At 52.4% G+C, this 21,556-nt stretch carries 23 protein-coding genes and 1 pseudogene; 17 read left to right on the top strand and 7 right to left on the bottom strand.

The genetic code is table 11. The features are described from left to right. Window positions 1–33 precede the first annotated feature (33 nt). Complete coding sequence (locus CFI10_RS17790) at window positions 34–2,220, top strand: diguanylate cyclase (protein ID WP_206837194.1); 2,187 nt, start codon at window positions 34–36, stop codon at window positions 2,218–2,220. A 17-nt stretch (window positions 2,221–2,237) separates the two neighbouring features. Here CFI10_RS17790 and CFI10_RS17795 read toward each other — a convergent pair whose 3' ends face one another. From CFI10_RS17795 to CFI10_RS17810, 4 genes are all read right to left on the bottom strand, one after another. Beyond that, a complete protein-coding gene (locus CFI10_RS17795) occupies window positions 2,238–2,861 on the bottom strand; it encodes a 2'-5' RNA ligase family protein (RefSeq protein ID WP_206837198.1) in 624 nt (207 codons plus the stop codon). Window positions 2,862–2,957: 96 nt separating this feature from the next. Further along, complete coding sequence (locus tag CFI10_RS17800; protein WP_091827725.1) at window positions 2,958–3,164, bottom strand: cold-shock protein; 207 nt, start codon at window positions 3,162–3,164, stop codon at window positions 2,958–2,960. Window positions 3,165–3,452: 288 nt separating this feature from the next. Next, window positions 3,453–3,662, bottom strand: coding sequence for a transcription antiterminator/RNA stability regulator CspE (cspE, locus tag CFI10_RS17805; RefSeq protein WP_091827726.1), 210 nt, complete (start codon window positions 3,660–3,662; stop codon window positions 3,453–3,455). 271 nt (window positions 3,663–3,933) lie between these two features. After that, window positions 3,934–4,083 (bottom strand): hypothetical protein, encoded by a 150-nt coding sequence (locus tag CFI10_RS17810; protein WP_175527703.1) that lies wholly within the window; start codon window positions 4,081–4,083, stop codon window positions 3,934–3,936. A 539-nt stretch (window positions 4,084–4,622) separates the two neighbouring features. On the opposite strand from CFI10_RS17810, the gene CFI10_RS17815 reads away from it, so the two are divergent. From CFI10_RS17815 to CFI10_RS17870, 14 genes are all read left to right on the top strand, one after another. Then, window positions 4,623–5,399, top strand: coding sequence for an HNH endonuclease (locus CFI10_RS17815; protein ID WP_206837201.1), 777 nt, complete (start codon window positions 4,623–4,625; stop codon window positions 5,397–5,399). A gap of 167 nt (window positions 5,400–5,566) precedes the next feature. Further along, entirely contained in the window at window positions 5,567–6,328 is a 762-nt protein-coding gene (locus CFI10_RS17820) for an ankyrin repeat domain-containing protein (protein ID WP_206837203.1), read from the top strand. Between the two features lie 169 nt (window positions 6,329–6,497). Further along, entirely contained in the window at window positions 6,498–6,638 is a 141-nt protein-coding gene (locus CFI10_RS19470; RefSeq protein WP_425270413.1) for a helix-turn-helix domain-containing protein, read from the top strand. A 21-nt stretch (window positions 6,639–6,659) separates the two neighbouring features. Then, complete coding sequence (locus CFI10_RS19475) at window positions 6,660–6,977, top strand: hypothetical protein (RefSeq protein WP_425270414.1); 318 nt, start codon at window positions 6,660–6,662, stop codon at window positions 6,975–6,977. Further along, window positions 6,974–7,138 carry an integrase core domain-containing protein gene (locus tag CFI10_RS19480; protein WP_425270415.1) on the top strand — a complete coding sequence of 55 codons (165 nt, stop codon included), beginning with the start codon at window positions 6,974–6,976 and terminating at the stop codon, window positions 7,136–7,138. The genes CFI10_RS19475 and CFI10_RS19480 overlap by 4 nt, the downstream gene beginning before the upstream one ends. 247 nt (window positions 7,139–7,385) lie before the next feature. Next, window positions 7,386–7,616, top strand: coding sequence for a DUF2798 domain-containing protein (locus CFI10_RS17830; protein ID WP_242530050.1), 231 nt, complete (start codon window positions 7,386–7,388; stop codon window positions 7,614–7,616). Between the two features lie 281 nt (window positions 7,617–7,897). Then, on the top strand, window positions 7,898–9,436 hold the full coding sequence (gene ahpF, locus CFI10_RS17835) for an alkyl hydroperoxide reductase subunit F (RefSeq protein WP_206837206.1): 1,539 nt from the start codon (window positions 7,898–7,900) through the stop codon (window positions 9,434–9,436). 273 nt (window positions 9,437–9,709) lie between these two features. Then, window positions 9,710–11,044, top strand: coding sequence for an acetamidase/formamidase family protein (locus tag CFI10_RS17840; RefSeq protein ID WP_206837209.1), 1,335 nt, complete (start codon window positions 9,710–9,712; stop codon window positions 11,042–11,044). Window positions 11,045–11,057: 13 nt separating this feature from the next. Beyond that, complete coding sequence (locus tag CFI10_RS17845) at window positions 11,058–12,266, top strand: aromatic ring-hydroxylating oxygenase subunit alpha (protein WP_206837212.1); 1,209 nt, start codon at window positions 11,058–11,060, stop codon at window positions 12,264–12,266. A gap of 1 nt (window position 12,267) precedes the next feature. Continuing rightward, entirely contained in the window at window positions 12,268–12,612 is a 345-nt protein-coding gene (locus CFI10_RS17850) for a hypothetical protein (RefSeq protein WP_206837215.1), read from the top strand. A gap of 51 nt (window positions 12,613–12,663) precedes the next feature. Continuing rightward, complete coding sequence (locus CFI10_RS17855; protein WP_242530203.1) at window positions 12,664–13,110, top strand: nuclear transport factor 2 family protein; 447 nt, start codon at window positions 12,664–12,666, stop codon at window positions 13,108–13,110. After that, complete coding sequence (locus CFI10_RS17860; RefSeq protein WP_206837220.1) at window positions 13,107–13,445, top strand: non-heme iron oxygenase ferredoxin subunit; 339 nt, start codon at window positions 13,107–13,109, stop codon at window positions 13,443–13,445. Before CFI10_RS17855 ends, CFI10_RS17860 begins: the two co-directional genes overlap by 4 nt. Beyond that, the gene (locus CFI10_RS17865; RefSeq protein WP_206837223.1) at window positions 13,438–14,334 is read left to right on the top strand and encodes a 2Fe-2S iron-sulfur cluster-binding protein; all 897 of its coding nucleotides are present in this window, start codon (window positions 13,438–13,440) and stop codon (window positions 14,332–14,334) included. Before CFI10_RS17860 ends, CFI10_RS17865 begins: the two co-directional genes overlap by 8 nt. A gap of 107 nt (window positions 14,335–14,441) precedes the next feature. Continuing rightward, window positions 14,442–15,746 (top strand): IS1380 family transposase, encoded by a 1,305-nt coding sequence (locus CFI10_RS17870; protein ID WP_206837226.1) that lies wholly within the window; start codon window positions 14,442–14,444, stop codon window positions 15,744–15,746. Window positions 15,747–16,227: 481 nt separating this feature from the next. Here the strand turns inward: CFI10_RS17870 and CFI10_RS17875 are convergent, their stop codons facing one another. After that, on the bottom strand, window positions 16,228–17,532 hold the full coding sequence (locus CFI10_RS17875; protein WP_206837229.1) for an IS1380 family transposase: 1,305 nt from the start codon (window positions 17,530–17,532) through the stop codon (window positions 16,228–16,230). Between the two features lie 155 nt (window positions 17,533–17,687). On the opposite strand from CFI10_RS17875, the gene CFI10_RS17880 reads away from it, so the two are divergent. Both CFI10_RS17880 and CFI10_RS17885 read left to right on the top strand, forming a co-directional pair. Further along, the gene (locus tag CFI10_RS17880) at window positions 17,688–18,020 is read left to right on the top strand and encodes a response regulator transcription factor (protein WP_206837232.1); all 333 of its coding nucleotides are present in this window, start codon (window positions 17,688–17,690) and stop codon (window positions 18,018–18,020) included. Then, window positions 18,013–19,518: a PAS domain S-box protein gene (locus CFI10_RS17885; protein WP_206837237.1), complete on the top strand. Its 1,506-nt coding sequence runs from the start codon at window positions 18,013–18,015 to the stop codon at window positions 19,516–19,518. Before CFI10_RS17880 ends, CFI10_RS17885 begins: the two co-directional genes overlap by 8 nt. Window positions 19,519–19,557: 39 nt before the next feature. Here the strand turns inward: CFI10_RS17885 and CFI10_RS17890 are convergent, their stop codons facing one another. Together CFI10_RS17890 and tnpC are read right to left on the bottom strand one after the other, a co-directional pair. Next, a complete protein-coding gene (locus CFI10_RS17890) occupies window positions 19,558–19,920 on the bottom strand; it encodes a VOC family protein (protein ID WP_425270416.1) in 363 nt (120 codons plus the stop codon). Between the two features lie 47 nt (window positions 19,921–19,967). After that, window positions 19,968–21,455: pseudogene (gene tnpC / locus CFI10_RS17895) on the bottom strand (IS66 family transposase); the annotation flags it as partial. Window positions 21,456–21,556: the final 101 nt, after the last annotated feature.

Genomic DNA, 21,556 nt, shown 5'->3' on the forward strand with positions numbered 1-21,556 from the left:
TGTTCGGCCAGATCTGATCAATCAGCAGCCCTCATGCGATACCTGTGGCTGTGTCTGCTTTGCCTGTTGGCGCTTGGCCTGACGCGAGCACAGGCAGAAACTGTGCCACTGAACCAGCACTGGGAATACCGCTGGGGCGACTCACCGTTCAAGGATGACACACCCGTTTGGACCATTGAGGCCGATGAGGCCCAATGGCACCCCATCAGCTTTCCATCCAACCCACCAGGGCGGGATGGGCGCGAAAACATCTGGTATCGCACCCAAATCCCTGAAGATGACTGGCGCGACCCGGTACTGTACATCTTCAGTGTTGATCTGATTTTCGAGGTGTACCTTGAGGGTGAGCGCATCTACCACTACGGCGAATTTGATGCCCAGGGCAAGGGCCGTTTCGAGGGTTGGCCCTGGCACATGATCCCGCTGCCCGAAGATGCCGCAGGCAAGCCGATCCATTTTCGTGTCTACTCCAATTACATGGACATCGGTCTTTGGGGTGAGGTCAAGATCATGGACCGGCTTGAGCTTTATCAGCAAATTCTGAAGGAATCGATCGATAGCCTGATCATCACCCTGTTCAACCTGTTAATTGCCGCTCTGGCACTGCTGTTTGCACTTTTCAAATCCGGCCGTCTGACCCTGCTTGCTCTGGGGTTGTTCTCGTTGGCCAGCGCAGGTCTTGCCCTGAGTACAAGCCAGGCTAAACAGTTGCTGTTCAATCATGCTCTTATATGGGAATACATTGGAGCCGGCAGCTACTATCTGCTGCCCATCGCACTGGCGCTGATGCTACAGGCATGGTTTGGGCGACTGCGATGGCTTTACCGCTCACTGGTGGGGCTGTTTCTGGTCTACCTGATCGGCGCTCTGGGGCTCTCGCTCATGGGTGTGGTAAGCCTCGCCAATACCTACCCTCTGTTCGACTTGCTGTTCGCGGTGCTGGTACCGGTCATGCTGCTTTGCACTGTGTATCAATTGCCGCAAGCCAACAGCGACCAGCGTATCATGCTGCTGGCCACCACCACCCTGACGCTGCTGCTCCTGGTGGATATGGCGGTTGCCCATGGCTGGATCTCCTGGAGCCGGATTCCGGTCGGTTGGGGCTCACTGATGTTTTCACTGGCCATTGTGGCACTATCGTTACGGCACTTCATTCACACCCAGAACGCACTGGCACATCTGAATGCCACACTTGAAAACCGCGTGGTCGAGCGCACCTCAGAGTTGAAAATACTGGCCCGGCGCGAAGCCGATCGTGCGCGTGCTCTGGAGTTCGGCAATCGCAAACGCGCACTGCTGGATAAAATGATAAGCGCTATGGAGCAAAGCGAGACTGCTGAGCACGCCATCAAACGGATGGCGGCGCACCTTCCCGATTTGTGTGAACCGCTGCCCGGCGGACTTTATCGCAAGACTCAGCATCACTGGGAGCTGGAGTTACACTGGTGCCAGGAGACCCTGCCCTCGCGCTATGCGTTAACTGACACGCCCCGGCCTGAAGGGGATGAGTGGCACAGCTTCCGCATCGAATATGAAGACCCCCGCAACGGCAACCAGCTGATCGGCATGCTGGTGGTCAACCTCGACAGTCGCAATATCAATTTTGAGCAGCTGAACCCGTTAACACTGCAAAACCTGTTCCTGCGGGCTGTCGATCGGATCAACCTGACCCTGTCCAAAGTGGTACTGCAACAGGCGTTGAGTCGCTTCTCCTACGAGGATGCGCTGACCGGCCTCAATAACCGGCGCTTCCTTGATGAAATGTTGTCCCGCGAGGTCGCCCTGGCACATCGCAATCATAGTCCGTTGACCGTCATGATCTGTGATATTGACCATTTCAAGCGACTCAACGATACCTACGGGCATGCTGCCGGTGATGAGGTGCTGAAAAGCGTTGCCCGATTGTTGCGGACAACCTTCCGCGAAACCGACATTATCTGTCGCTTTGGTGGCGAGGAGTTTGTTGTGGTCATGCCTGCGGCAACGCTGCAGGACTGCCAGGATCGCGCTGAACAGCTACGCGCCAGCATGGCCAGCCAGACATTCACATATGGTACCGAAATAATCGGCCCCGTGACCCTCTCAGCCGGAATCAGCGCTCTGAACCCCGAAAGTGATACCGCTGATGACCTGTTGCGTCGGGCCGATAATGCGCTGTATCAGGCCAAGGCTGGCGGACGAAACCGTGTCATCAGCGCTAATACCGAGCTTCAGCCATAACCTGTTGACCCAAACGCCTAAAGCAGTGGCACGGATGCTATCCGTGCCAGCGGCCCGAACAGCTCACTGGCACGGTAACAACTCAGCTCCAGCTCACTCACCCGCAGCGTCAATGACTCGGCTCGGTTGAATGAACTGATCCTGGCCTGCAGCTGCGACCAAGACAACGCCTGTTGGAACAGCCCAACCGTCAGGTGCGGCACATATTCGGCTTGCCGCACTTCGGAGCTGATTGTTTCAAGCCGCTCACGCAGCACTGCCAACACACCCTCGGGATCACTTACCTGCAAATAGGGTGCGCTGGCAAAACTGTCCAGCCCCCCGATCTGTAATGAAAAGGATGCCTGTGCCAGCATTTCCAGCGCCTCACATTGCAACTGTTGTGCCTGCCGCGTGAAATCATCATCCCTGTACTGCACCAGCGCATCAAACCCACAGACAAACAAAGTGATATGGGCCTGCCGACGGTAGTCTTGATGCAACCAGGGCGAAAGGTGCTGCTGCGCGGCCTGCAGACGCTCAAGCACAAGCCTGTCACGCACCGGCAGCGTCCAGACACAATACATCTGGCGGCCATAATGCCACTCGGGATAGTCACGCAATTCGCAGGGGATGGTAAAGAGAGGGGAGGAATAAGGCATGGTACAGGATGTTAACGGGTGAGAGCCTGAACTTCAGCCCCCAAAACCAAAAACGGGCCACAAGGGCCCGTTTTTTACGCGTATCGAACTCGAGGTTCAGATCGCGACGATGTTCTCAGCCTGAGGACCTTTCTGGCCCTGAGTAACTGTGAACTGAACCTGCTGGCCTTCGGTCAGAGTTTTGAAGCCTGAACCGGAGATGGCGCTGAAATGGGCGAAAACGTCCGGGCCATTCTGCTGTTCGATGAAGCCGAAGCCTTTAGTTTCGTTGAACCATTTAACGGTGCCAGTAGTAGTAGACATAATAGTATTCTCGTTCGAAATATAATTTTTGGGCGTAACCAAATGCTGGTCATGCTCCGATAATGCTTTAGGTAATGCTGGTACTTATGAAAACAGAACGAGGTACATACGATTAGGCAGGACTTCGAAATGGTGCATAAATGCAGGTGTTACTCTCAAGCCATTGCAGTCTACGCTGATTCGGTAGGGAGTCAAAGCATTATTTCAACTATTTTCAGGCATTGCCAAAAGAAGTGAACAAAAAACGGGCCACAAGGGCCCGTTTTTTGCGCTGACTGAACTCAAGGTTCAGATCGCAGCGATGTTCTCTGCCTGAGGACCTTTCTGGCCCTGAGTAACATTGAACTGTACCTGCTGGCCTTCGGTCAGGGTTTTGAAGCCTGAACCGGCAATGGCGCTGAAATGGGCGAAAACGTCCGGTCCACCGCTCTTCTGCTCGATGAAGCCAAAGCCTTTAGTTTCGTTGAACCATTTAACGGTGCCAGTAGTAGTAGACATAATAGTATTCTCGTTCGAAATATAATGTGTGAACACAGCCAGCAAAATACTGATCTGGTTCGGGTAATGCTTTTAATAATACAAGGACTTATGAAAACAGAACGAGGTACATACGATTAGGCAGGACGTCGAAATGGTGCATAAATGCAGGTGTTACTCTCAAGCCAGTTCAGAGTACGCCTATTATTGAGCCAGTGACAGTTTTATTTAACTTATTTCAATTAAAAACTGCAGCCTTATATTTAACTGCAGCCTTTTCAATCGCTTAACGTTATTTAGGCCGACACACCTGATCACCATAATAGTTATTGCTGTAATTGCAGTCAGGGCATGCCTGTTCGGTCACGGGTACGGCGGCAACCGCAGCCGGGCGTGATGAATGTTCAAAGGATGAAACGATGTAGCGGGCAACGTCAGTCATGTCGAGGGCTCCTTGGGTGTCAGTTGCAACCAGATTACCCGCTGACGATTGTTTGTTGAAATTTATTGTTTTTAGGATATCAATTGCCAAAAGCTATATAAGTAAATCCTGTCCCGCCACACCGTCTGATCGAAATTCACACAGTGGATAAAACAGATAACAGGATACTCCACAGGCACACACATCACTGTCCACAGCATTCCGAACCTCCGGTCAGAAACTCCGTCAGGGTTGACATCCATATTGTGCATCAAAACGATCACCCCCTGATCAGTTTTACAGATCCCGTACTGCAAGGGCTTAAGAGCGATGTTTGGACCCGTTGTGCCGAGGTTTTCCACAGAACTGTTCAGGGGTTCTGGGGATGGTTTTCACAGAATTAATTTTTCTTCGACTGAGGCGGTGGGGAAAACTGAAAAGATATACACAGCAATGGATGGTTTGGTGGGTGTGCATAACTGGTGCTTTAGGAAGCCCTAGTGCGTAGCGACGATACATACTGGTAACATGATTTTCTGAGACTCGGATGGAGCCCTGCTATGCCAAGGAAAGACTGGACACCAGAACAGGTAAAACTGGCTTTTCATCTTTACTGCCAACTTCCTTACGGACGTCTGCACCGCAGCAACCCGGAGATCATCGCTCTGGCCAACCTGATGGGCCGCTCGGCGAACTCGGTCGCCATGAAACTGTGCAACCTGGCCAGTCTTGATCCGGCGATCACCGCATCAGGCCGCAAAGGTCTGACAGGTGCCTCAAAACTGGACCGAGCCATCTGGGACGAATTTCATGCCGATTGGGAGGGACTGGTAGTGGAAAGCAGCCGAATAAAAGCCGAACTGGAACAGACCTCAGGCGATACAACGGAAACTGAATCCGCCAGTGAGGAACTGATAGACGACTTTACAGGCGAAACCCGCAGTCAAATCGCGCAGCAACGCATCAAGCAGTCGTTTTTCCGCCGCGCTGTGCTGTCGAGTTATCACCACCGCTGCTGCGTCACCGGCCTCTCGGAACCACGCCTACTGATCGCTAGCCATATCGTCCCTTGGAGTCAAGACAAAACCAACCGACTCAACCCCAGCAATGGGCTTTGCCTATCTGCGCTATATGATCGGGCCTTTGATCAGGGATTGATGACGTTTGATGAGGATTGGCGGGTTGTGCTGTCCGCACAACTCAAACAGCCAGAGCCTGCCATGCAGCGCTTTTTCCAGGCGGTCGAAGGGCAAAAGATTGTGATGCCTGAGCGGTTTAGTCCTGATCCCGGATTGATGCAGCAGCATAGGGATCAGATTTTTGTGGGGGGAGGCTGATCTGATGGACGTGGGGTTTATTCTGCTTTGCGCTGTGGATTCAACCCAACGCCGCCGCTCACGAAACCAGCCCCAATAATTAGTTGACCGACAGCAACCAGTCATGCACATCAGAAATTTTACTCTGATCTCGTTATATAATCACTGTGAAAAGGAGAGCCATAAGTATGATAAACGCCATCCATGATGCTATTTTTGAAGGCGATATAGATCGAGTCAGATCTATTTTGAATAATGGTATAGATATTGAGGCAAAAAATTGCGACGGCGATACTCCTTTTTTGACTTGTTGTACGTATAGGCCTCTTATTGAGATAATGAATTTGCTTGTTGACTATGGTGCTGACATAGATGCGCGAAACATTAATGGAGAAAGTTCATTATCTATAGCAGTGAATCGTAAAAAAATAGCTGTTATAGATTTCCTTCTCAATAAAAATGCCGAGATAAATGTTGTTAGTGACGATGGTCAGACACCACTATTTCGGGCCATTTATAAAAATCAATTAGCATATGCTAAGGAGATGCTGCGGCGTGGAGCAGATCCTAGCCTTAATCCGAGCAACCCGGAAAGCGGGACTTCTTTACTTTGGGCGGCTGGCACTGGTGATCTTGAGCTGGTGAAGATGCTGGTAGATTGTGGAGCAGATATTAGTTCGCCGGGGATTTTACATTCAGCAATTAAACATATGCATATCATGAAATATTTGATTGATCAGGGGGTCGATGTTAATAAGAAAGGTGCATGGGGATCAACCGCATTGCATATGGCTGCATATAAATGTGAAAAAGATGCTGTTGAGTTGCTAATTAATAATGGTGCCGATATTGGAGTAAAAGACGATAAAGAAGATCAAACTCCCTACGAGTGGGCTCTTGAGGGGGACTGTCAGTGTGAAATCATCGGGAATCTTTTAAAAAGTGACTAAGTGTGGGTACTAAGGAGGTTGTTCACGCCGGTTAAGTTCGAGATGCTGGTTATTGCCAAACAAACAGCACAGAACAACCGACATGAACAACCCCCATAAAAATGCACGAACCACGCCCCATATTTGAGCCCTGATCGTTGATCACGCGATACGTCAGCAACAATCCATCATGGATATCGCCCACACATTCGGTATCAGTAGGCGTACGGTGTATAAGTTGCTTGCTCGCTATCGAGAGGCAGGTGAAGCAGGTCTTGAGTCAGCATCCAGCCGTCCCCACGCCCCACCGAGGCAGATGCCGAAACAATAATGGGTTGAGCTGATACAGAAGATGCGTCTGACGCTCAAATGGACCACCAAGCAAATCGCACAGGCACTGAGTCTGGCGTACTCCACCGTGACAGCGGTACTGCGTCGACTGAAGCTCAATCGCGCCTCACACCTGGAGCCGGTGCAACCTGTGCAGCGCTACGAGCACCCCAAGCCGGGTGACATGCTGCATATGGATATCAAGAAGCTGCCTCGCTTCGAGAGGCCTGGTCACCGCGTAACAAACGACCGTCGTCAGAACACGCTAGGTGCGGGTTATGAGTGCGTCCATACGCGCCCAGAACGAACGGCAAGGCGGAGCGTTTTATACAAACAATGATCCGGGAATGGGCATATGCGGTGCCCTACGCAAACGACATATTAAGGACTTGGGCACTGACAGACTGGATCAATCACTACAATAAACAACGTCCGCATGGCAGTATCGGAAATCTACCACCGGTGTCTCGAATACCGAAGCTGCGTGAACAACGTGTTTAGTATTCACAGGTAGCAGCACTAGGAACAAGGAGCCGGCAATCATGAGCGCCAGCCCATTAATATATCGAATAGTAATGTCCCGTAAACAACGTTAAACAAGCCCTATCGCGTTACGCCCTGCCCAGCTGTTTTGTGTTTGTCAGTCACTCACACTAGAATATGCATAACGGCTAATAAGTAGTCCAACGCAATAGTCACGCCGTAGCTAATCAAGTCGATTCATTACTTTACCAAGCAGGAGCTTACTGTGCTGTCACAACGCTACACCCGTCTGGTCACCACACTACTGATGTCGATGGTCATGGTTACCCTGATGACGTTTGTGATCACCGCCATCAACACCGGTTTCACCGAAGGCTTCTCGTCACGTTGGGGCATGGCGATTCTGATTGCCTGGCCGATCGCGTTTCCGCTGATTTATGTGCTGCCCAAGCGCATGCAGATGCTGGCCGGTCGGATTTGTAGCCTGCCTCATTAAATCAGTGTACTGAGTTTGCCCCTCGAGCCTGCACCTTGCAGGCTTTTGTCCCCTTGGCACAGCCTAACCTTCGATCCATCCAACTGCCTCTTCTTGTCATCTTGGCCAGGCCAGAGTCTTTAATATATAAAAGCTATCGAAGCATTAATTACGATTAATTTCACACATTCATTGCCGCTCGATACCATAGCTCCATATTCGAAATGCGCCCAACGCCGAACGGGAGATCCACAGGACAGGCGGGCGGTCGCAACATATAACTTTACCGAGAGATGACGCACATGTTGGATACCAATCTGAAGCAGCAGTTGAACACCTACCTGAAGAACATTGTTACCCCGATCGAGCTGACGCTGACCACCAATGACAGCGACAAGTCCAAGGAACTGGCGGATCTGACACATGAGATCGCCGAGCTGTCTGACAAGATCAGTGTGAAGGCAGGCAACGATCGTCGCGCACCGAGCATGGCCGTTGGCGCCGCCGGTCAGGCACCGCGGGTTAACTTTGCCGGTATCCCCATGGGACACGAATTCACCTCGCTGGTACTGGCATTGCTGCAGGCCGGCGGTCATCCGTCCAAGGCCGATGCCGCACTGCAGGAACAGATCCGCAACCTGAAGGGCGAGTTCCACTTCGAGACCTACATCTCGCTGTCATGCCAGAACTGCCCGGACGTGGTACAGGCATTGAACCTGATGGCGGTGCTGAACCCGAACATCACCCACACCATGATCGACGGTGCCCTGTTCCAGAAAGAAGTTGAAGAACGTCAGATCATGGCCGTTCCGTCCGTCTATCTGAACGGCGAACACTTTGGTCAGGGCCGCATGACGCTGCCGGAGATCGTCAACAAGCTGGATACCGGCGCCGCCGAGAAGAAAGCGGCTGAGCTGAACGAGCGCGAGCCTTACGAAGTGCTGGTGGTGGGCGGTGGCCCGGCCGGTGCCTCTGCTGCGATCTACGCTGCACGCAAGGGCATCCGCACCGGTGTGGTGGCCGAGCGTTTCGGCGGTCAGGTGATGGATACGGTCGGCATCGAGAACTTCATCTCAGTGCCTTACACAGAAGGCCCGAAACTGGTCGCCAGCCTTGAGCAGCATGTTAAAGAGTATGAAGTCGAGGTGATCACCGAGCAGTCCGCCGCCAAATTGCGCAAGGGCGAGCTGATCGAGGTGGAACTGGCCAGCGGTGCGACCCTGAAAAGCCGTAGCGTGATTCTGGCCACCGGTGCGCGCTGGCGTGAAATGAACGTGCCGGGCGAACAGGAGTACCGCGGCAAGGGCGTGGCCTACTGCCCGCACTGCGACGGCCCGCTGTTCAAGGGCAAGAGCGTGGCGGTAATCGGTGGTGGTAACTCCGGCATCGAGGCGGCGATCGACTTGGCCGGTATTGTTAAAGACGTGACCGTGCTGGAATTCTCCGACACCCTGCGCGCCGACAGCGTGCTGGTGAAGAAGGCGGAGTCTCTGCCCAACATCAAGATTATCAAGCAGGCGATGACCACCGAGGTTCTGGGTGACGGCAACAAGGTGATCGGCCTGAAATACAAGGACCGCAAGACCGATGAGTCTCATGTGGTGGATGTGGCCGGCATCTTCGTGCAGATCGGTCTGGTGCCGAACAGCGAGTGGCTGAAAAACAGCCTGGAACTGACCGAGCGCGGCGAGATCGTCATCGACAGCCACGGCGCCACTTCCATGCCGGGTGTGTTCGCGGCCGGTGATGTAACCGCGACACCGTACAAGCAGATCATTATCTCAATGGGATCTGGCGCAACCGCGGCCTTGGGTGCCTTCGATCACCTGATCCGCAACTGATCACTCCTTTCAAAGCGAACTCTATCTCTCTTCAGCGTTTTGCTGACTTCCACCGCCCTTCGGGGCGGTTTTCTATCACTATACTGCGTCCTACCCAACGCACGATTGACCTCACCCTTGTCTTGCGAAGGCAAAATAAACTACTTGTGGCAGCCTAAATAGGTATTTACACCTAAATATTACAAGCTCACCCCAGTATCAAGCTTGGGCCAATTATGAAGAATGTATTCCTATGCCTTAGATGATAGAAGCTGAGAAAAAGGAATACTCCACATGAACAAACATAGCCTGACACAGGACAGCACGTCCTCAGAAGCACTTGATTCTGTATCCATCTACGAGTACTCCGGCGGCATTATTGGCCCAAGCAAAGAGATGCTTGGGCCCGTAAAAAACGGCGGCAAGATCCAAGCTGGCACTCCACCCGGTTGCTGGGGACCCATGATAACCCCCGCATTCCAGGGTGGGCATGAAGTTACCCTGCCGGTCGCCGTAGAAGGTGCCGACGTGGGCGATGCAGTGGCATTAACAATCGACCGAATCACAGTCACTTCCCTGGCGACCTCTTCCGGTGTTATGGAATTTGTTGAAGGTCGTTATCACGGAGACCCCTTTGTCGCTAAGTACTGCTCCAGCTGTGGCACTGAACAACCTGCCAGCCATGTTGAAGGCATTGGTGATGACGCGATTCATTGTGATGTGTGCGGCGCGGAGGTCAGTGCTTTCCGCTTCAGCAACGGTTACGTCATCGTCCTGGATGAGAAAAACAAGCTTAGCCTGACTGTCAATCAAGAGATCGCCAACAGGCTGGCTGGCAAGGCACCGGAGATCTCCAGACTGCCGGAAGCATCGGCCCAGCACTCCATTCTGTCATTAGCACGGGCCGACATGCCAGGTGTAGCGGCACGTATGATCCCTTTCTTGGGTAATATCGGCACGACCCCCTCTCGTGATCTGCCCGATTCCCATAACTGTGGCGATTTTGGCAAGTTCCTGATTGATGCGCCACATAAATATGGCTTGAGCAAAGAGGAATTGTACGCAGCCAAAACCGACGGACACATGGACACAAACTCGGTACGGGAAGGAGCGATCCTCATCTGCCCAGTCAAGATAAAAGGTGCCGGCATCTACTTGGGCGATATGCATGCACAGCAAGGCAACGGTGAAATTGCCGGACATGCCACAGATGTATCAGGTGAAACAGAGCTCAGTGTAGAGGTGATCAAAGGGCTGGAGCTGGAAGGCCCTATTTTGCTTCAAAATATTGAAGACCTGCCTCCCATGGCTGTTCCGTTAAATGCTGAAGAGCGCGAAAAGATCAAAATATTAGCCCAGCACTGGGGCCAGGATCATATCGAAAAAAGTGGCCCTGTCACGTTTATTGGTACCGGCGAAAACCTGAACGAAGCCACTGAGATCGGACTAAGACGGGCTTCAAAAGCAACGGGGATTCCTTACGAGGAAATTCTAAACCGCGCAACCATCAACGGTTCAATCGAGATTAGCCGTTTGCCGGGAGCTGTTCGAGTAACTTTCTTGTGCCCACTCGATATTCTCGACCGAATGGGAATCGGGCACCTGGTGCGTCAGAAATATAATTTATAAGGAGTAAGACGACATGAATCAAAAAGTATCTCTGCGTTGGGACGAGAAATTTCCGGAGCTGGGCGGTGGCCCTATTCCAATTGACCCGTGTATTTCACCGAAAATATATGATCAGGAGGTGGAAAAGGTCTTCAAAAAAACATGGCTTAAAGTAGGGCGTGTTGAAGAGATCCCAAACAAGGGTGACTACAAGGTCAAAAAACTCAGCTTTGCCAATACTTCCGTTATTTTGATCCGCGGTAAAGACGATCAAATTCGTGGATTCCACAATACGTGCTCCCATCGCGGGAACAAAGTGGTTGTTGAAACCGGTGGGGAAGAAACCTTTGGAAGCAGCCGTGCTGCAGTTGTGACCTGCCGATTCCACGGTTGGGTATATGACGCCAAGGGCGATCTGGTCAATGTACCTGAAGAGAACAAGTTTCATCCCTGTTTTGTTCGTGAAGAGAACGGCCTGGCAAAGATCCGCACAGAAGTGTGGGAAGGCTTTATCTTCGTCAATCTGGACGATACGGCAACCGAGCCCCTCGAACAGTATCTGGGTGACATGGGCAAGCACCTGAAAGGTTACCCATATGAGCAAATGTCGGACGTTTTCTCATACAACACCGTTCTTGAGTGCAACTGGAAAGTTGCTCACGATGCATTCGCTGAAGCCTATCATGTTGAAACAATCCATGCCGGCTCGTTCCCCAATGTGTTCGGCTCAGGTTTGCAGGACGTCGAACTGTTTGGAGACCACCGCACCGCTGCGGTTTGTCTGACCAACAATGCGTCACCCAAACCTGCGGCGGCTCTCTCAAACTCTATTACAGGCGCGTCTTTGGTCAACTTCAAAGCCCGCACCATGCTGCCTGAAACCGTGAATCCATCCAACCGTGATGACTTTGCATTCGAGTTATCGGTTCTGTTCCCGAACCTGCTGATCCATATCAGTGAAGGCGTGTGGTTTACCCACCAGTTCTGGCCGATGGGTCCAAATAAGACCCGTTGGGAAGGTAAGTACTACTTGCCGAAAGTGAACTCCTACGCCGAGCGCTGGGCACAACAATTTGCTGTCACCTTGCAGCGCAACGCCTGGCTGGAAGATACCGCCACGATGGAAGATACCCAGGCGGCACTCCTCTCCGGATCAAAGAAAGTGATGCATCTTCAGGATGAAGAAATTCTGTTGCGCCATGGCTACCACGTACTGGAAAAATATCTCAATAAAGAGGTTTGAAATGTCAAATACACTTCCCAATCAGTTCAGCAGCCTTGAGCCATTTAGCGCTAAATGGGCTTTAAGTACCGAAAGTAAGCGTCAGCAAGAAAGGGTTCATTCCACTCCAGAGGAGCTGACAGCCTTTTATGACGCCATCATGCCTCAGATGGAAGGGCTTCTTTCAACGCTTGACCAACACCCATATGGTCAGCTTCCAGAGGAGTTGCATCCACTCTATTGGATGTCACTCAGTCTGGCTGAAGTCGCGCCTCATGTTGAGTTGTATAAGGGCTCAAATCATGTTCCGTTTTCCTTTGAGGAAGCACGGTTCGAAGCAGAGCACGGCAACCAAATCAACGTCTGATTATTAACAGGCCATGGCATGACTGATCACAGCGCTACACTCGACTTTCTAATGTCGGCAGAACAGATACGAAACATAATCGCACAATATGGAATCGGCGCGGATCAGAGAAACAGCGCCGCCATCATGAAACCTCTGTTCTCATCTGACGCGGTTTGGTCCTGCGATGGGTTTGGTGAGTTTCATGGCGATGAGAATATTGCTCACGCTTTGTCAGCCATCGCTGAGCAGACCATCGTATGGAGCTTTCATGCCATGGCCACCCCCTGGATTCACATTCACCCTGATCGTAAAACTGCAGAGGCCCATTGGCCTTTGTGGGAACTGGCCCGTGTGGCAGAGCCTACACAGCAAGCTACCAAAGATAAAATGCTGGCCGGATTTTACCGTGCAGCACTGATCCGAGAACAGGGGCGCTGGCTGTTTAACCAGGTTGAACTTGACCTACAAGTGAGCTGTGAGTACACCCCGCTACCGATGAAGAAGGAATATGAATGACATCTACAGCCGCAAACGAGAATTACATTCTTCTCTGTGACATTACAGAGCCACAAGAGGATTCGGGCCTGCTGATCCCATTCGACGACCGCGCTAATGTTGCCGTCTTCAAGTACGAAGGCCAATTTTACGTAATGGATGACAAATGCTCACACGGCGATGCGTCTTTATGTGAAGGTGAGATCGATGGCGATGAAGTGGAATGTCCATTTCATGCCGGCGCCTTTAGCTTTGTGACAGGGGAGCCAACAGCCGCACCCTGTACGATACCAATGAAGGTTTACCGTACCAAAGTCATTGAAGATAAGCTGTATATGGTGAACGAACATGCATAAAGTATATTTACCAAGCGGTGAGCTGTTTCTATGCAATGAGGACGATACCCTGGTGCAGGGCGCTCTGCGTCAAGGTGTAGGTTTACCCTATGAATGCAACTCAGGCGGCTGTGGGACCTGCAAATTCATCCTCGAGGAGGGTGAGGTCGAGGAGCTGAACCCGGATGCCGCGGGTCTGTCAGATCGCGACAAACGCAAGGGGCGCAAGCTGGCGTGCCAATGCAGGCCCATGTCCGATCTTAAAATCAAGGTGTCGCCCGATCCTCTATACACCCCTTTACATAAGCCGGCCATACAGCAGGCCAAACTTGTATCGATCGAAACGCTCACTCATAACATCAGAGCGTTCAAATTCAAACCCGATACCCCGATGGATTTTCTACCGGGTCAATACACACTCCTCACACTGCCTGAAGGCGATGTACGTGCTTACTCGATGGCCAACCTGGCGGATGATCAGTCAGGCGTTGAATTTTTCATCAAACAGGTACCAGGTGGACACGTCACCCAGGCACTTTTTGATATACGTTACGATACCGATACCGAAGTCAGCCTTGATGGCCCCTATGGCATCGCCTACTGCAGAACCAGTCCGCGAGACATCATATGTGTGGCGGGAGGATCGGGTCTTGCGCCCATGATTTCAATTGCACGGGCTCATGTACAGGCCGGCATTAAGCGAAAACTGTACTTCTTCTTTGGCGGTCAACGACATGAAGATATATTGAAACTTGATCAGTTTCGCAGGCTTGTCGGAGATAGCACGGGGATTATTCAATATACCGCTGCTGTATCGGACGAAACCTCCTCGGGGTCAGCCGATAACGGTTTTGTCCACCAAGTCATGTTGGAGCGTATGGGGCAGCAGTTGTCTGAATATGATACCTGATTCCGTGACTTACAACCCCACTCACACCTCTACAACACTGTAACCACGCGGCCTGCGGCGGTAATATGGACGCCATTCTCGATTCACCCAGGCAGTGATATCTGACTATGCGTACCTTCAAGCTTGAACAGTCAAAAACCGAGATTATCACACCCCACGGTGGTCTGGCGCTGGTTGGGCACAGCGTGAACAGGATGACCTCTCTGGCTAAGACCTCGCGCTCCATCGTCAAGCGCCATGGCATCGCCAACATCGACCTCATCCGTACCTACCTGGGGTTGATTTGCCTTGGCAAGAGCGACTTCGAAGCGGTCGAGCACGCACGCCATGATCCCTTCTTCAAAGCGGCCATGGGCATCAAGCAATCACCTTCATCGGCCCGGCTGCGTCAGCGCTTTGATGAAGATGCCCGCGCACTGATCCCGTTATTGGATGAGGCCAGCGTCGAGTTTCTGTGTAACGCTTCGGTGCCTATCGGCACACTCACCACCGGGCACGTGCCACTGGATATGGACGTGTTTCCCATGGACAACAGCAACAGTAAAAAAGAGGGCGTGGCCTATACCTACAAGGGGCATGACGGTTATGCCCCCATCGCGGCCTACCTGGGCACGGAGGGCTGGTGTCTGGGCTGTGAGCTGCGACCGGGTAACCAACATGCCAATAAAGAGTTTATTCACACCCTCGACCGGGTGCTGCCTCGAGTCCGAGAGCTGACCGATGCACCGCTACTGGTACGTCTTGACAGCGCCCATGATGCCGCCGAGAACCGGGGGTACTTCCGTGCGCACGGGGCAGACTACCTGATTAAGTGGAACCCCCGCTCACAAGATGGACTGGCCTGGGTCGACAAGGCTCATGCGGCCGGCGCACTTTGGTGCCATACCCGACCGGGCAAAATGGAAACGCTGGTAAGCGAACCGCTGGATGGCACGGACGACCGCCTGATCGTCAAGGTGACGGTGCGCCAGAGTGACAGTTCAAGACAGCTGTTTTTGGAGCCGGAGGTCAGCCTGGAGGGCTGGACGACTTCACTCACATCGGACGCAGCAGATAACGCCAAGGTCATTGCGCTCTACCAGGATCACGCCACCAGCGAACAGTTCCACAGTGAGTTCAAGACTGATCTGGATCTCGAACGTTTGCCGTCAGGGAAGTTCGATACCAACGACCTGGTCATAGCCTTTGCCGTACTGGGCTACAACATACTGCGTTGGATGGGACAGAACGCGCTATTGGGGCCGGATGCACCGGTGCGTCATCCGGCCAAGCGTCGGCGGCTGAAAACCGTGATTCAGGAACTGATGTATATGGCCTGTCGCTTAGTCAGCAGCGGTCGTCGTCTCCACCTGCGCTTCGGACGACATTGTCCCGGTTTCGGGGCATTCAGTCGCGTCTACGGGCTGGCCTGATCCGGACTGTCGGATTTACAGCCATTCAAAATAGCCACACGCCCGAGCGCCATGCATGGCAGGGTATGCCTTGGCCTGCAGACAGAATCGAGACGAAATACTGCGGTGAGAAGCATGATCGATGCTGCAGTGGCGTAGATTAACCCGGTACACGTTAGATAAGATCGAGCTGTGTTAAAGAGCGAGGTCGTCTTCAGTGCTGGGTGCTGCAACAGCGGGTGAAGTCACTGATTCAGGTATCATTTTCCTGAATCAGTGAATTCATCTGCTATTGCCGTGCCACCGCATTGAATATAACCACATTCTTTAACACCGCTCGATCTTATCCGGATTCTGCCGCCGCATCTGCGCTACTGCAGCATCATTCACCGTCTTCTCCGACGTTTTTTTGCTCTGAATGCTATCGGGAACCACAAAACATCCTGCCATGCATGGCGCTTTGTGGCTTGGCGGTTGAACGAGGTGAGTTAAGCCGAGTGGATCAGACCGACTCGTAGATGCAACCGAACGCCCTGAACCCGGGGCAATGTTGGCCAAAACGCAGGTAAAGACGGCGGCCGCTGCTGACCAGGCGGCAGGCCATATACATCAGCTCCTGCATGACGGTTTTTAGCCGCCGACGTTTGGCCGGATGACGCACCGGCGCATCCGGTCCCAGCAGTGCGTGCTGTCCCATCCAGCGCAATATGTTGTAGCCCAGTACGGCAAACGCCATGACCAGGTCGTTGGTATCGAACTTCCCTGACGGCAAACGTTCGAGATCCAGATCAGTCTTGAACTCACTGTGGAACTGTTCGCTGGTGGCGTGATCCTGGTAGAGCGCAATCACCTTGGCATGATCCGCCGCGTCCGGCTTGAGCGAAGTCATCCAGCCTTCCAGGCTCACCTCGGGCTCCAGGAACAGCTGCCCTGTACTGTCACTGTGGCGCACCGTCACCTTGACGATCAGGCGGTCGTCAGTGCCATCCAGCGATTCGCTCACCAGCGTTTCCATTTTGCCCGGCCGGGTATGGCACCAGAGTGCGCCGGCAGCATGAGCCTTGTCCACCCAGGCCAAACCGTCTTGTGAGCGAGGGTTCCACTTGATCAGATAGTCCACCCCGTGCGTACGGAAGTACGCGCGGTTCTCGGCGGCATCATGGGCACTGTCAAGCCGTACCAGTAGCGGTGCATCGGTCAGCTGACGGACCCGAGGCAGCACCCGGTCGAGGGTGTGGATAAACTCCTTGTTGGCGTGTTGGTTACCCGGTCGCAGCTCACAGCCCAGACACCAGCCCTCCGTGCCCAGGTAGGCCGCGATGGGGGCGTAGCCGTCATGCCCCTTGTAGGTGTAGGCCACGCCCTCTTTTTTAGTGTTGCTGTTGTCCATGGGGAATACGTCTATATCCAGCGGCGCGTGACCGGTGGCAAGCGTGCCGACAGGCACCGACGCATTACACAGAAACTCGACACTGGCTTCATCCAACAACGGGATCAGTGCGCAGGCATCTTCATCAAAACGCTGACGCAGCCGAGCGGATGAAGGTGATTGCTTGATGCCCATGGCCGCTTTAAAGAAGGGGTCATGGCGTGCGTGCTCGACCGCTTCGAAGTCGCTCTTGCCAAGGCAAATCAACCCCAGGTAGGTGCGAATAAGATCGATGTTAGCGATGCCATGGCGCTTGACGATGGCGCGCGAGGTTTTGGCCAGGGAGGTCATTCTGTTGACACTGTGGCCAACCAGCGCCAGACCGCCGTGGGGTGTGATAATCTCGGTTTTGGACTGTTCCAGCTTGAAGGTACGCATAGTCAGATATCACTGTCTGGGTGAATCGAGAATGGCGTCCATATTACCGCCGCAGGCCGCGTGGTTACAGGTGTGTGGAGATGCGAAGCTGAGTTTTAAGTCACGGAATCAGGATTTTTCTTTCCGGCCACGGCGACATTCCCCAAGCGATATCGGTGATCAAAAGTGGTGCCGATGACTTTCTTCAAAAACCTGTAAATGACCAAATTTTACTTGACAAAATAAACCGTTCCATCAGAAGCCGAATCGACAGGCTTGACCGCGTTCAGTCTCAGCAAAAGGCAAGCACCATACATCTACTGACAGATCGAGAAACTGAAATCCTCCGATTCGTGGCAGAGGGTTTATCCAGTAAAGAGATTGCCCGCTCTCTGGAGATAAGTTACAAAACCGTTGAAGTGCATCGCACAAATATTAGAAAGAAACTGAATACAAAAAGTGTTGCTGAGCTCACTAAAATTTACTTCGACAGTTTAAAAAATGATTAATACAAAAGATCTTGAATTCTCATATAAGGAAATATTCGAATTCGCTAATGATGCAATGATCATTCATTGTGCCGAGACTGGTGACATATTAAAGGTTAACAAAAGGGCCTGCGAGCTCTATGGCATGACCTCAGATGAAATTGTTGGCATGAAGGTTGGTAATCTCGCAAAGGGTAACGAACATTATAACCATGACAATGCACTCAGAACAATAAGGAAGGCGTTTGAGGAAAATATACTGCTAACATTTGAATGGGAAATTAGCACACATAAAAATGGGTATATACCAGTTGAAGTAAACTTAAAAAGATTAGGCTCTAAGTCAAGCAAACTCGTGCTTGCAATGACACGAGACATCACAGTTCGTAAAGTTGCCGAGCAGAAACTGAGGGAAAGAAATAAATACTTCAGGCGCCTGATGAGTATATCTTCTGATGGCATCGCTCTGATTGACCAAAAAGGCAGAATCGAATTCCTCAGCGAGTCCATCAAACTTATAACAGGTCGCACCGCTCGCTCATTGACAGGTAGAAATATCGTTGAATTTATTCACCCCCAAGACCTCATATATGTCAACAAAATGTTAGAACGCCTTTCAATAAAAGGCTCTCCCTTTCGCTCCGGCTCCATCTCAATTCGTGTTAAAAATAACAGCGGTCAGTGGCGCAATCATGAAGTCTATTTCAAGAACTTCCTTGGTAATCTCCGCTTTAACTACGTTCTGTTGAATTTCAGAGATGTCACCGAGCGCCTGCGTAGAGAGGAGGAAGATCGAGAGAAAGACCGCAACCTGAATCACCTTGCTAGGCTCTCGATAGCCGGAGAGGTAACCGCTGCTATTGCTCATGAGATCAACCAGCCCCTTTGCGCCGCCGTCAACTATTTTGCAGGTTGCCGCAACCGACTGTCTCGAGAAAACTTTTCCCGCAAGGATATTATCTATGGCCTGGAGATGGCACAGAACGAACTGGAGCGGGCCGGTAAAGTTGTGACTGTTATTAAGAATTTCACCAAAAATAGTGAGCAAAGCCCAAAACTCATCTCCATAAAAGAAGTTATAGAGAATGCAAAAGACATCATCAATGCGCAAATAAAGAACAGACTCGCCAGATGCGACATAAACATTACGACTGATAAAAAAGTCTTATGCGATGAGATCTTGATTCAGCAAGTAATCTCTAACCTGATCTCGAATGCGCTCGATTCGATGAAGGGGCTGGATGTTGCCAGCCAATCCATTGATATCCATGTCTTTGATCATGCATCCGACTGGGTCGAAGTCTCAATCTACGACCGCGGCATAGGCCCGCCAGAAGAGATGATATCACACAAAATTGAGAAGTCTTTCTATACAACCAAAGAAGGCGGCCTGGGTCTCGGTTTATCTCTATGCAGAAAAATCATGAAGTCGCACAGAGGAAAACTCACCATTACGGCACGAGAGGACGGCTACCGAGGTACACGAGCATCCTTCCTGATTCCGGTGGCACGGGCATAGTCCTCAACAGCGAGTACTATGCCCGTATCCATGACATGATTATGTCAATACGGTCAAAAACCGTTCATTGAGCTGACGATCATGATAAAAGATGGCTTTGCCAAGTTGCTCAGCATCCCAAGTGATCGGTTCATGATCAGGATAGTAGTAGTCCCCGCCACAGAACACCTCATTTCGATTGCCCGAGGGGTCAAAGAAATAGATGGTCTGCCCATGAGTAATGCCATGTCGTGTGGGACCTATATCCAATGATGTATCGGTCATGGATAGAAGATCTCCCGCACGCAGAACCTCCTCCCAGGTTTCCAACAGGAATGAGGCATGATGGAACTTGTTTTTCTCGGGGTGTTTGATGAACGCAATATCGTGTGCTTTCATCGATGTAGTCAGAAACATAGCCACCGGTGTGCCATCCGGTTGTACACGCCGTTAAAACGACCCACTTGCCCTTAACTGTACTGCGCCACTTTTTTTGAAGTCCGCTCCAGTTCAACATTCCAGGGCAGCAGTCGCTCCAGCTTTTCCAGTGTGTCGGCGTTGGCGATACGCTCCAGCACATGCCGGATGTACGCCGAGGGTTCCAGGTCGTTGGCTTTGGCCGTTTCGATCAGGGAGTAGCAGGTGGCGCTGGCGTGAGCGCCCTGCGGGGTATCCGCGAACAACCAGGCCTTGCGACCCACGGCGAACGGACGGATGGCATTCTCGGCCAGCACGTTGCTGATGTGCAGGTCACCCCGCTCACAGTAGCCGATCAGGGTGGGCCACTGGTTCAGGGTGTATTCCATAGCTTTGCGAGTTAACCCGCCTTTCATCACGCGACCCACGTTGGCGTCCAGCCAGGCCTTGAACGCTTCCAGTCGAGGCAGGCTCGATGCCTGACGGATCTGATAGCGTTCGGCAATGCTCAGGTCCTTGATCTGACGTTCGATGGCATACAGTTTGTTGATGTGACTGAGTGCCACATCCGCTTTGGACAGCTTGGCCTGTTTGCCTTTACCCGCCGGCTTGGCCGCTTTGGTCGCTTCGATGAACTTGCGGCGGGCGTGATCCCAGCAGCCGATGCGGGTCAGCTTATTGGCTGAACAGATCTGCGCATAACCGGAGTAACCATCGGCCTGCAGGACACCCTTGAAGTCATCGAGCAGGCGTACGGGTACCGCTCCGCTTCGGGAAGGATCATAGGCGAACAGGACTGATGGTTGGCTGGGTGGTCCGCCCCGGGTCACCCACATCCATTTATCGGATTGGGCAGCCTTGCCGTCCTCTTTGAGTACCTGGATCCGGGTTTCGTCGGCCTGCAGGTAGGCCGCACTGTTCTGCGCCTCCCGCATCAGGTTGAACAGGGGTTTGAACACCTCATCCAGACGGATGATCCAGTGCGCCATGCTGGTGCGGCTCAGCTCATGGCCCAGACGCTTGAACATCTGCTCCTGACGATACAGCGGCAGACCATCGGCATATTTGGAGGTGATCAGGTAGGCCAGCAGGGCCGGGGTGGCGATGCATTTGCCCAGCGGGTGTGTCGGGCGAGCCGCGGCTACGATCCGCTCGTCGCCGTTCGTCTCGAACACGGCTTTTTCCTGCCAGTATTCCAGTACTTTGAGCTGAGCCGGGATATAGTCCAACTCTTCCTTCACCTTGGTGAAGAAGGTTTTGACGGCCCCGGCCTTCTCTTCATCACTCAGCCGCAGCTCGATGCGCTCACGCAGCAAGCTATCGGAGAAGCCGCGCTGACGGCGTTTGGGTGTAGACGCGGCAGCAGGGGTATCGTCTTCAGCGACTTCAATATCGTCCGGGAGCTGATCCCGCAGCTGATCGATCTCGGCTTCCAGCTCGGACTCATCGAACAGGTGGATCTGGTGGGCCGTTTTCTCACTGCTGGCCGCGAAGCGCTGGATGCGCTGCAAACGCAGCATCTCTTCCAGCAACAGGATGTATTGCTCGCGCTGCTGGAGTTGCCGGTCGCGCTCTTTGACGACCTGATCCCGCTGCTCAAGCTCATCCTCTTTCGAGGCCAGTTGCTGCTGCAGCCCGGCCA

The sequence above is a fragment of the Marinobacterium iners genome, assembly GCF_017310015.1.
GTDB lineage: Bacteria > Pseudomonadota > Gammaproteobacteria > Pseudomonadales > Balneatricaceae > Marinobacterium > Marinobacterium iners.